This is a genomic window from Fibrella forsythiae (assembly GCF_017353175.1).
Classification (GTDB): Bacteria; Bacteroidota; Bacteroidia; order Cytophagales; family Spirosomataceae; genus Fibrella; species Fibrella forsythiae.
Window position 1 is genome coordinate 329,362 of the sequence record NZ_JAFMYW010000002.1, and the last position, 11,383, is coordinate 340,744.

The following is an 11,383-nucleotide window of genomic DNA, read 5'->3' on the forward strand; positions in this document are numbered from 1 at the left end:
AGCTATGAACCGAAATCCGCCACCCCGACCCGTCGGACCGCGCTGGGCCACGTACCTACTGCACGGGCTGTGCCCGCCCCACCGGGCCGAAGAACTGGCGGGTGACCTCGATGAGCTGTTTCAGCAGCGGATAGGGGAGGTGGGCCTGCGCCGGGCCCGCTGGCGCTACGTGCGCGATGTGTTCAGCCTGCTGCGGCCTTCGCTGTTGAGACGAGAAGTGACTGTTTACCCTAAACCAACGCATACAGACATGCTACGTAACTATTTGACAATCGCCATGCGTACCCTGGGCAGAAACAAGGGGTACTCGGCCATCAACATTGGCGGGCTGGCCATGGGTATGACCGTGGCTATGCTCATCGGCCTGTGGGTGTACGACGAGCTGTCGTTCAATAAATCATTCCGGCACCACGACCGGATTGCCCAACTGTGGCAGTTTGTGACGTTCGATGTCGAAAAATCGTCTTACGATGTACTGCCAATGCCACTGGCCGACGAGCTACGCCGCAACTATCCGGACTTCGACAATGTGAGTCTGGCTGTGACGCGCAACGTCATTCTGGCGACGGGTGATCAGACATTCACGCAGGCAGGCAAGTACGTTGAACCCGGCTTCGCGAGCCTGTTTTCGCTTAACCTGCTGTCGGGTACGCCATCGGCGCTGGCTGATATCAACTCGATTTTACTCTCGGAATCGCTTGCGAAAACAGTGTTCGGATCGGCCAGCCCACTCGATAAGCTCATCCGGGTCGACAATAAGCGGGATGTGAAAGTCGCTGGCGTGTATCAGGATTTTCCGGCGAACAGCGCTTTCAACGAGGTGACGTTTCTGGCCCCCTGGACGTTGCTTGTGGCCATCGAGGAGGAAGCGAAACGGGACCAGAACCAATGGGATTCGAACTCGTACGAGATTTTCGCGCAGCTTAAACCAGGCGCTGATGCGGATCTGGTGTCGGCCAAGATCAAAGACATCCGGATGAAGCGCGACAATCCGCCCGGTTACAAGCCGGAATTCTTCCTACACCCGATAAGCAAATGGCACCTGTACCATGACTTCAAAGATGGCGTCAACACAGGTGGCCTGATCACGTTTGTGTGGTTGTTTGGCGCGATCGGGGTTATCGTGCTGCTGCTGGCGTGTATCAATTTTATGAACCTGAGCACCGCCCGCAGCGAGAAGCGGGCTAAAGAGGTAGGTATCCGCAAAGCGGTTGGCTCGGTTCGCAGTCAGCTGATCGCGCAGTTTTTCAGCGAATCGCTGCTGATCGCCATGCTGGCCTTCGTGCTGGCGCTGGCCGCCGCCCAGCTACTGTTGCCCCTTTTTAATCAGGTGGCCGAAAAAAGGGTGACTATGCTGTGGGGAAACCCCTGGTTCTGGCTGGCGGGCCTGGGATTTAGCGTACTTACGGGTCTGATTGCCGGCACGTACCCCGCGCTGTACCTGTCGTCGTTTCAACCCGTAAAAGTGCTGAAGGGCAAATTCCGGGTCAGTCGGTTTGCGGCTGTGCCCCGCCGGGTGCTGGTTGGGTTTCAGTTTACCGTGTCTGTTATGTTGATCATTGGCACCATCATCGTCTTTCGCCAGATCGAACACGCCAAAAGCCGCCCGGTAGGGTATAGCCGCAGTGGACTCATCGAAATTCCCATGAAAACCCCCGAGCTCTACGGCCATTACGAATCGATGCGCAACGACCTGCTCGAGACGAGGGCGATTACCGAAATGGCTGAATCGTCGAACTCGATCACGGTTCAATACGGCGGCACAACCGATATTTCGTGGGAAGGTAAAAACCCCACTACCAAACCGCTGGTCATGTCGAACTTCGTTTCCCACGATTACGGCAAAACGGTGGGGTGGCAGCTGATGGCCGGGCGTGATTTCAGCCGGGCTTATTCGACCGATACGGCATCGCTCATCTTAAACAAAGCGGCCGTAGAACTCATGGGCCTGAAGGACCCGATCGGCGCGCCTATCAAACGCGGGGGACGTACCTATAGCGTGATCGGGGTGGTTAACGATATGATCAAGGAAGATCCGTTTAAGCCCATCAGTCCTTCGTTCTTCGCCCTGAGCTACACCAACGTTAACACCATCAATGTGAAATTGTCGCCTCAGCTGGCTACCGGCGAGGCGCTGGCAAAAGTGGAGCAGGTGTTCAAAACATACAGCCCGGACGCGCCATTCGACTACAAATTTGTGGATGATGTGTTCGCGAAAAAATTTGGCACCGAAGAGCGGATTGGCCGACTGGCGGGCGTATTTGCCATCCTGGCTATTCTGATCAGTTGCCTGGGCCTGTTTGGGCTGGCTTCCTTCATTGCCGAGCAGCGCACCAAAGAAATCGGGATTCGTAAAGTGCTGGGCGCCTCGGTGTTCACCGTCTGGCGGCTGCTCTCCAGGGAATTTGTGCTGCTGGTCATGATTGCTTTCTGCCTGGCCGCGCCGCTGGCCTACTACGTGCTGTCGGACTGGCTCCAGAACTACCAGTACCGCACCGAACTCTCGTGGTGGATTTTTGCCCTGGCTGGTTTAGGTGCCCTAGCCGTCACCCTACTCACCGTCAGCTTCCAGGCCATCAAAGCCGCCCTGCTGGACCCCGTAAAAAGCCTGCGAAGCGAATAAGCAGGGCTTGGGATGATAATGAAGAATGAACAATGCAGAATGAACAATGAACAATGGGAGTCGAAGGGCCTGGCGAAAGCAACCTGGCGCGCCCAAGCCAACCAATTAACCAGTCAACCAATCAACTACTCAACCCATTCACCCCATTTACACCCAGGTACGTCCCATTTCCGACACGTACCTGGGCGGCTCGTTTAGCTTTGGTCATGATCAACCGATGCCTTATGAAAACGACCAGCCTACTGCTGTTTCTTCTCTTGTTTGTTACCAATCACCTGCTCAGCCAATCGCCCGATCTGGTGCCGACGCAGGGAATCACCTCGGCCATTCATCAGGCCAATATCGGCCAGCTGCGGTTCACCGATAAAGCGATGCCGTCGGCCGACCTGACGGAGGCGGATTTTCTGGGTACGTATACGCTCACCAACCGGAGCAACCTGTTCATGACGGCGTTTATGGGTAATTCGCTCACGAACTACCTACACCAGCTAGCGCCTGAATTACCAGCCGACGTGCTCACGAAAACGGGTGGCTATCAGTTCTCCTTCTTTGTCGACGACCGGCTCATTTACCAGAGCAACCTGCATCCGGGAGCGCCTTATGCGCAGATCAAAAACACGGAAACGATCATCAGCAAACCGCTGATCGACAACCAGAAGGAGGGAGCCTGGTGGAGCCAGTCGGCCTGGAACCGGTTCATGAACAACGGCGGGGATGCCGCCCTGACTGAAGGCCCGCATCGCTTCCGGCTCGACATCCGCCCGTACCTCAACCTGGCCAGTCCGACGGTGGGCGGGCTACTGGCAAGCGGGACGCTGAAGCTGCTTGTCAACCGCAAGCCCGTGATTGACCTGCGCACCATCCGGCTCAACGTACCCAGGCCGTATCCGGGACTGCCAGTGTCGACGGAGCGGTTTGACCGGGACAGGATCAAGGCGTTGAAAGGCATGATCGACGCGGCGGTGTTCAAGCACATTACGGGCGTGGTGGTGCTGAAAAAGGGGAAGCTGCTGATTGAAGAATATGGCAACGGTGCTACCCGTGATTCGCTGCACGACGTGCGTTCGGTAGGCAAGTCGTTTGCATCTACCCTGACGGGTATGGCGATCCAGGACGGCCATCTGACCAGTGAACAGCAATCCCTGGCCGACTTCTACGACCTGACCACCGTAGCGAACAACGTACCTGCCAAAGCCCGAACCACCTTGCGCGAACTGCTGACGATGAGCTCGGCCTTCGATGGCAACGATGATGACAGCGATTCGCCCGGCAACGAAGAGAACATGTACCCCACGCCAAACTGGGTAAACTTCGTGCTGAACCTCCCGACCGACTCTGCCAAATACAGGGGCTCATGGCACTACTTCACGGCGGGCGTTGTCTTGCTGGGTGACGTGCTGAACAAGGTCGTGCCCGGCGGACTGGCGCGCTACGCTGACCGGAAACTGCTTGGCCCGCTTGGCATTAGACGGTATCAGTGGCCGTACACGCCTCAACAGACGGTGAGCATGGCGGGTGGCGTCCGCATGAACGCGCTGGATTTTGCCAAATACGGCCAGCTCTACAAAAACGGTGGGCGTTGGAACGGTCGACAACTGCTGCCAAGGGCCTGGGTCGACAAGACATTCACCCGCCATAAAGCCATTCCGGGCCGCCCGAACGAGTACTATGGCTACCTGTTCTGGAATAAAATATACCGCGTGAACGGCAAGGACTACGAAACCTATTACGCCACGGGCAACGGCGGCAACAAGATCTTCGTGTTCAAGGATCAGCCGTGGGTCATCGTCATAACCGCCACCGCCTACGGCACCGCCTACGCCCACCCCCAAATCGACCGAATGATGGAGCAATACATCCTCCCCGCGCTGCTCCAATAATCAGTAGATGTACTAGCGAGTTAGTAAGTATATATACCGCTTAGTCAATTCGGTTAAATTTTTTTTGTGTTCATAACGCCAAAAACGATACTTGTAAGGTTAGCAGCGTAATCTAGCGAAAGGGAATTTAGGGCGAGAATGTAATTCTGGCCTGCTAGTTAAGCCCACATTCTATGCATGTGTTGCAGCAAAGTGTAAAGGAAAAGTCTGTTTCTTTTGCTCAGATTATAAGTAATAACATTATTTGTCTCAATGCTTCAACGAAAATTAAATTAAACCATAATTATGTATTCAGAAAAGATTAGTGGAAATTTTTTGAGCCAATATGGTAATAAAAGTCAATCTTTTAATTTTTCAAAACAGATAATAGATTCTTGGTCTGGAAATATTGAAATTATAAAAGAGATAACTATAAATGGAATACGTAAAGATGGATTGAGAAGCCCTCAAGTAGGTGCAATATATTCAGCATTGGGGCATTGGGCATGTTCAAGGGAAATTGCAACAGTGATCATGCCTACCGGAACAGGTAAAACAGAGACTATGCTAACACTATTGTTAATGCAACAATGTGAAAAATTGTTGGTAATAGTTCCAACTGATGCTTTAAGAGAACAGGTTGGTGAAAAATTCATAAATTTAGGTATATTGAAAGATTTGCAAATTATTAATGATAAAGTATTATTTCCAGTGGTTGGTATTTTTTCAAACAAGTTTAAAAATGTAAATCAAGCTATAGAGTTTATTGAAAAATGTAATGTAGTCGTTGCTACTGCGAATATATTAAATCGATCCCAGTCAGAAATATTTGAAGTTTTTGTAAAATCTTTTTCTCATATTTTTATTGATGAGGCCCATCACGCAGAAGCGACAACTTGGTTCAAACTCAGAGATAGTTTTAAAGGTAAGCATATATTGCAATTTACGGCTACCCCTTTTAGGAACGATTTGAAGAGGATAGATGGTAAGCACATATTCAATTTTACTTTGAAACAAGCGCAAGATGATGGTTATTATAAAAGTATTAATTTTAAGCCTGTCTTCGTATACAATGATAATCAAAAAGATATCAAGATTGCAGAAGCGGCCATTGAGCAGCTACGGGAAGATAGAAAAAAGTATAAACACGTGCTAATGGCACGTGTAGAAAACACTAAGCGAGCAGATGAAGTATACCAAATATATAAGTCTTTTAAAGATTTTACTTGCGAATGTATTCACTCCAAAAAAAGTGCTTCTGAAAAGAATGATATCAAAAAGAGAATTTTATCTGGTAAAGTAGATGTTATCATATGTGTCGATATGCTCGGCGAAGGATTCGATTATCCTTATCTAAAAATTGCTGCATTCCATGACATTAGAAAAAGTTTGCCCGTGACGCTTCAGTTTGCTGGGAGATTTACGAGAACAAAGCGAGATGAGGAATTAGGAGACGCCACATTTATAGCTAGTATACTTGACGCAGAGGTAAAAGAAGAGCTAGGACAATTATACTCTGATGACTCTGACTGGAATTTTTTACTTCCTAGATTCAGTGAACAAAAGACACAATCTGAGATAGATAAAAAGATATTCTTCGATTCTTTTAATGGCTTTAGTGATAATAGAATACCGTTGCATGATATGAAGCCATCATTAAGCACGGTTATATTTGAAAATATGTCTAGAAAATGGCAGCCAAATCTATTTAGAGATGGATTAGAGTATAAAAATACAATTAGTGAGATTTATGAAGATTATAACAGCCAGGAAAAAGTTCTAGTTTTAGTAATTGAGCGCAAAACTTATGTAGATTGGGGTAATATAAGAGATATTGGTAATACAAATTGGGAGCTATTAGTGTTGCATTGGGATATTAATACAAATTTACTTTTTATACACAGCTCAGACAAAAGTAGTCATCACCTTAGGTTGGCGCAAGCTGTGATTGGTGATAATGCTAGATTAATTAAAGGGCAAGATGTATTTAGATGCTTTGCAGGTATTGATAGATTAAAATTGCAGAATGTAGGATTGTCTGAGCATTTAGGTAAGCTTATAAGATTCATAATGCGCGTAGGTACAGATATCGAGAAAGGTTTAACAGATTCAGATAAAAGTAATGCTGAAAAATCGGTAATTTTTGGGCTGGGATATGAACATGGCAATGAAGTAAGTATAGGGTGCTCACATAGAGGCAGGATATGGTCCAAGCGAAATAATGATTTAGAATCACTTATTAAGTGGTCAAAAGCTGTAGGTAAGAAAGTTATCGACTCGTCTATAGATGTTGAGAATATTTTAAGCAGAACTTTGGCTCCTAAATTAGTCGAGAAAATTCCTAATAAATATCCAGTATCTATCGATTGGAACGATGCAGTATACAGATGTCTTGAAACTAGATATAAATTCACAGTCGGTAATGATACTTACGATTTTTATAATACAGAATTAGTTTTGTCGTATGACGATGACCTAGGGAAAATTAATTTTTGTTTTTTAGCTAATAATGACGTTGTAGCTGAATATGAACTCATTCTTACAAATGATGGCTATCCTGATTTTAAATTCGTACATAGGAAAGGGAATAATTTTGTCTATATAACTTATGGAAGAAAAACTGAAAAATTTGAAAATTTCCTTTATGATTGTACACCCAAAATATGGTTTGCAGATGGATCTTCTCTTGAAGGGAATAAGTACATAGAAATAAAAGAGCATATTGAGCCTTATGATAAACAAAGAATTGTTACATGGGATTGGTCAGGAGTAAACCTACGAGCTGAGTCACAGGGTGTAGATCCAAAAATTACAGATTCGATTCAATTTCATTGTATTCAGCATCTGAAACAATTAGATTATGATATCATATATGATGACGACTATTCTGGAGAAATTGCAGACATAGTTGCAATCAAAAAAAACGATGACGTTATTGTTTTCGAATTATATCATTTGAAATTTGCCAAAAATGGTAAGCCCGCTGCAGATATAAAGGATTTGTATGAGGTATGTGGTCAAGCGCAAAAATCTTATCACTGGAAGCATAAGGCTAATAAGGAGCTTTTTGATCATATGCTCAAGAGGTTGATTAAAAATTATAAAGGTAAAAGCTGTTCTAGGCTTGAAAAAGGAACAGATAATGATCTTGTAGATTTACTTCGAATGGTAAAGAAACAATTTCCTTTAGAATTAAAAGTATTTGTTGTTCAGCCGGGTATTTCTCCAAGATTAGTTAGCCAAGATCAGTTGACTTTGTTGTCAGTTACTGAGAGCCATCTTATGAAACAAGCAAATATTCCTCTTATTGTTGTTGGTAGTAAATGAGCTTTTGTAATTCTACAGAATGTACCCAGCTAGCCGAGAAATACTTTCTTGCCGGTGTTGGCAGCTCGATAAATGGCTTCGATGACGCGCATGTCTTTGCGGCCTTCTTCGCCCGAAATGTGCGATGGGAGTGGTTTGTTGCTCAGAATGTGGCTGGCGATATCGTCGAGTTGGGCGGCTTGCTGGTTAATGACCGGAAAATTGAACACGCTTTGGCTGGTTTTCCCTGCGAACGGGCCGTAACTCAGGGCCGGGCTTAGCTCAAACGTACCCTCATCGGCGGTGGCGAAGAAACGGTCGATGTTGCAGTTGGCAGTCGTGGCTGAGGTGCAGACGGCCCCACTCGGGAAATACAGTTGCCACATAATGTTTTCCTCCACTTCCTTGAACCGGTCGTGCATCGTTACCGGGCCGTATTGGGCGGTGACGGCTATAGGCTCTTCGCCCAGTACGTAGCGGCTGCTCTGCACGCAGTAGACGCCCAGGTTCATCAGGGGGCCTCCCCCCGCCATGGCTTTGCTGAGGTGCCAGTCGTCGGCGGCGATGCCCGCCAGCCGGTAGCCCAGGGCCGCTTCAATGAAACGTACCTGACCGAATACCTTTTCCTGTCCCAGTCGTTTGATCTCGATGTGGTGCGGTTCGTAATGCAGCCGGTAGCCAACCGCCAGTTGTACGCCCGCTTTCTGGCAGGCGGTAATCATTTCCTGGCAATCACGTTCCGTAAACGCCATCGGTTTCTCCACGATCACGTGCTTGCCCGCTTTGGCCATCCGCAGCGTGTATTCCTTGTGCATCCCGTTGGGCAGGGTGATGTAGACCAGGTCAATGTCCGGGTTATTGGCCAGTTGGTCGAGCTGCTGATACGAGTAAATGTTCTTGTCTGGCAGGCCAAATTCGGCTTTCCACTGCGCCGCTTTGGCCGGTGTGCCCGTAATGACACCGCTGAGCTGGCAGTAGTGCGAGTCGGCCAGGCCGCTTTTCAGCACGTTGGCGTAGCGCCCCAGTCCGCAGATTGCGATGTTCAGCTTTTTGGCCTGCTCCGGCTGAGCGAAGGCAGACGCCACAAGGGTAGGGGAGAGCGTCGACGCGCCGATGCCGAGACCAAGATTGCCGATGAATGAACGTCTGGAGTAAGTAGCCATGATGCCGCGTTTATGACGCCAAAGTAGGTTCGCCCGGCCGCGCCATCCAATGAGCAAAAGGCCCAAAGGCAGATTCGGTGCGGTGAATGGCAATCGGGCTGGTGTGGACAAGTCTCACGTTGGTAGGTAATCGCTGCGTTCATCGGAATGCGTTGGGGGCTCGACAAAGGATCAAATGAGAACAACTGCGACATTGGCGGAAGTAGCAGAACACCAGTCTGGATTCAGGAACAACGAAATAGCCTTAGTTGGGCAAGGTTTGGGTTTGTTTGTAAATAGTGCCGTTTTTTGACAGATGTCGGCTCTGTTAAGCAGTTAAACCGACTCAGGCAATTATGGACAATAAGCAATTACTGGAAGACAGCCTCCTCAAGGTGTGGAGTGAACGGAACGATGAACAACGGCTCGCCGTGATGCAACGGATTTATGCCGCCGATATCATTTTCTACGAGACCGATCAGGGCGAAGCCATCAAAGGACATCAGGCGATTGATGCCCTGATCAAAACGCTGCAAAGCCAATGGCCACCTGAATTTGTCTTCTCCCTGACCAGGCCAGCCGTTTTCAACCACGGGGTCAGTCATGTAGCCTGGACACTCGGAGCTGCTCAGGCAACACCTGTTGCCAGCGGTATGGATATCGCTATCATTGAGAACGGACTCATTAAAGAGCTGTATCTGTACCTGGATGCACCCGCTGGTTAAAGCAATTGGTAAGTTGGTTGACCTGTTGGTTCCTGCGCACAGGTAGCCCCGGTTAATCAATGCCAACGTCCCTCTGCCAGGCGCGGTATGGGTACGTATTGGAACACCTCAAAATCAGCCGCGTTCGGGCCACTTTTTATCGATCAGAAAAAATGTACGAATTATTGCGAAACCGATTGGTTGCGCGTATATTTGCAACCAATCGGTTTCGTTATTTGCGCATCACCCATGAGGAGAGACATTTTTCAGGCAATCGCCGACCCAACGAGGCGGGCCATTATCGCCCTGATTGCCTTACAGGCAATGACACCGAACGACATTGCCGACAACTTTAACACGACCCGGCAGGCGGTATCGAAACACCTGCGCATTCTCACGGAATGTGAACTGGTGAAACAGGAGCCTCAGGGCCGGGAGATTTATTACTCGCTTGAGATCGACAAACTGAAAGAGATAGACAACTGGATAGCCCAATACCGAGCCATTTGGGAAACCCGGTTTAATCAACTTGACGACGTATTAACCAGTATTAAACAACAGCAAAATGAACAGTAACCTACTATTTGACTTCACCGTCGACAAATCACAAAAGGCGGCATTCATCACCCGGGAATTCGCGGCCGAACTCCCATTGGTTTGGGATGCGTTTACCAAACCCGAACTACTGGACCAATGGGTTGCCCCCAAGCCCTGGTCATCTAAAACAAAGTACATGGATTTTAAGGTGGGTGGCCGCCGGTTCTACGCGATGGTAAGCCCGGAAGGACAGGCCCGTTGGTCGCTTCAGGAGTATACGTCGATCACGCCGAAGACCAATTATACGATGTATAATTCGTTTGCCGACGAAAACGAAAATCCTGAACTGCCGGGTTCTGAATGGGATACGACGTTCAGCGAGAAAGACGGCATCACCACTGTGCGCATCGTTATCAAAAATGAATCACTTGACCGCATGGAGCGCATGATTGCCATGGGCTTCGAAGTAGGGTTCAAAATGTCTGTCGATAACCTGGAACAACTACTGGCCGACTTATCGAAACAACAGCAGATAGCTAACGCTCAATCCCATTAATCACGGGGATTGGCATGTTCACCGATCAGTTCGGTGTTCAGTGGATGCTCGACTTCGATCCTAAACGCGGCGAAAACGCGTAAACAGACAAGGCGATTAGTAGGTCTTTCGCTGGCTGGTTGGCTTCGCGAGCTAGCGCAAAGCAATTAATTATGTAAGCCTCTCGATGATGGCTCGGAGCGGACAGCGGTTGTCCATAATCGGACAGCCAGACTCGCCTATATGTTGTGGGAAAAGCCTTCAGGACGTACCTGAGGGCTTTTTTTTATAGCTGGCACCGCATTTGATCGACATTGTCGGATAAAATGGATCAGGTATGAAACGAGCCTTTCTGGGAGAATTTGAGGAAGTGGTCTTGCTGACCGTGGCTATCCTCGACGAGGGTGCATATGGCGTTACCATCACGCAGGAGATCGAGCAGCAAACGGGCCGGTCGGTGGGGTTCAGTACCGTGCATACCACACTGCAACGGCTGGAAGAGAAAGGATTTCTGTCGTCGACGATGGGTGGTGCCACGGCCGAGCGGGGTGGTCGGCGGAAGCGCTTTTTCGCCGTTACGGCGGCGGGCCGAAAAGCACTGGCCGAAGTGAAGCAGGTACGTACCCAATTGTGGGATGCCCTGCCTCCGCAAACACTGCAACTCATGGGAATCTGAC

9 protein-coding genes are annotated in these 11,383 nt (G+C 48.8%); 8 read left to right on the forward strand and 1 reads right to left on the reverse strand.

What is annotated here, in order from left to right; all coding sequences use genetic code 11:
* The first annotated feature begins 4 nt into the window (after positions 1-4).
* The 4 genes from J2I46_RS07410 (at position 5) to J2I46_RS07425 (ending at position 7,809) form a co-directional block, all read left to right on the forward strand.
* Positions 5-2,623, forward strand: a complete 2,619-nt coding sequence (locus J2I46_RS07410; RefSeq protein ID WP_207328373.1) for an ABC transporter permease — start codon at positions 5-7, stop codon at positions 2,621-2,623.
* Between the two features lie 39 nt (positions 2,624-2,662).
* A complete protein-coding gene (locus J2I46_RS07415) occupies positions 2,663-2,821 on the forward strand; it encodes a hypothetical protein (protein ID WP_207328374.1) in 159 nt (52 codons plus the stop codon).
* Positions 2,822-2,847: 26 nt separating this feature from the next.
* Positions 2,848-4,503 (forward strand): serine hydrolase domain-containing protein, encoded by a 1,656-nt coding sequence (locus J2I46_RS07420; RefSeq protein WP_207328375.1) that lies wholly within the window; start codon positions 2,848-2,850, stop codon positions 4,501-4,503.
* A gap of 285 nt (positions 4,504-4,788) precedes the next feature.
* Entirely contained in the window at positions 4,789-7,809 is a 3,021-nt protein-coding gene (locus tag J2I46_RS07425) for a DEAD/DEAH box helicase (protein WP_207328376.1), read from the forward strand.
* Positions 7,810-7,838: 29 nt separating this feature from the next.
* On the opposite strand, the gene J2I46_RS07430 is transcribed toward J2I46_RS07425, so the two are convergent.
* Positions 7,839-8,951, reverse strand: coding sequence for a Gfo/Idh/MocA family protein (locus tag J2I46_RS07430; RefSeq protein ID WP_207328377.1), 1,113 nt, complete (start codon positions 8,949-8,951; stop codon positions 7,839-7,841).
* Between the two features lie 335 nt (positions 8,952-9,286).
* On the opposite strand from J2I46_RS07430, the gene J2I46_RS07435 reads away from it, so the two are divergent.
* The 4 genes from J2I46_RS07435 (at position 9,287) to J2I46_RS07450 (ending at position 11,382) form a co-directional block, all read left to right on the forward strand.
* Positions 9,287-9,655, forward strand: coding sequence for a nuclear transport factor 2-like protein (locus J2I46_RS07435; RefSeq protein ID WP_229379647.1), 369 nt, complete (start codon positions 9,287-9,289; stop codon positions 9,653-9,655).
* A 228-nt stretch (positions 9,656-9,883) separates the two neighbouring features.
* The gene (locus J2I46_RS07440) at positions 9,884-10,210 is read left to right on the forward strand and encodes an ArsR/SmtB family transcription factor (protein ID WP_207328378.1); all 327 of its coding nucleotides are present in this window, start codon (positions 9,884-9,886) and stop codon (positions 10,208-10,210) included.
* Positions 10,200-10,727: an SRPBCC family protein gene (locus J2I46_RS07445; RefSeq protein WP_207328379.1), complete on the forward strand. Its 528-nt coding sequence runs from the start codon at positions 10,200-10,202 to the stop codon at positions 10,725-10,727. The genes J2I46_RS07440 and J2I46_RS07445 overlap by 11 nt, the downstream gene beginning before the upstream one ends.
* Positions 10,728-11,043: 316 nt before the next feature.
* A complete protein-coding gene (locus J2I46_RS07450) occupies positions 11,044-11,382 on the forward strand; it encodes a PadR family transcriptional regulator (RefSeq protein WP_207328380.1) in 339 nt (112 codons plus the stop codon).
* Position 11,383 lies beyond the last annotated feature (1 nt).

What these genes read in the sequence shown, in the direction of transcription:
- J2I46_RS07410 (WP_207328373.1), top strand. Translation starts at nt 5, where the DNA reads ATGAACCGAAATCCGCCACCCCGACCCGTCGGACCGCGCTGGGCCACG.
- J2I46_RS07415 (WP_207328374.1), top strand. Translation starts at nt 2,663, where the DNA reads ATGAACAATGAACAATGGGAGTCGAAGGGCCTGGCGAAAGCAACCTGG.
- J2I46_RS07420 (WP_207328375.1), top strand. Translation starts at nt 2,848, where the DNA reads ATGAAAACGACCAGCCTACTGCTGTTTCTTCTCTTGTTTGTTACCAAT.
- J2I46_RS07425 (WP_207328376.1), top strand. Translation starts at nt 4,789, where the DNA reads ATGTATTCAGAAAAGATTAGTGGAAATTTTTTGAGCCAATATGGTAAT.
- J2I46_RS07430 (WP_207328377.1), bottom strand. Translation starts at nt 8,951, where the DNA reads ATGGCTACTTACTCCAGACGTTCATTCATCGGCAATCTTGGTCTCGGC.
- J2I46_RS07435 (WP_229379647.1), top strand. Translation starts at nt 9,287, where the DNA reads ATGGACAATAAGCAATTACTGGAAGACAGCCTCCTCAAGGTGTGGAGT.
- J2I46_RS07440 (WP_207328378.1), top strand. Translation starts at nt 9,884, where the DNA reads ATGAGGAGAGACATTTTTCAGGCAATCGCCGACCCAACGAGGCGGGCC.
- J2I46_RS07445 (WP_207328379.1), top strand. Translation starts at nt 10,200, where the DNA reads ATGAACAGTAACCTACTATTTGACTTCACCGTCGACAAATCACAAAAG.
- J2I46_RS07450 (WP_207328380.1), top strand. Translation starts at nt 11,044, where the DNA reads ATGAAACGAGCCTTTCTGGGAGAATTTGAGGAAGTGGTCTTGCTGACC.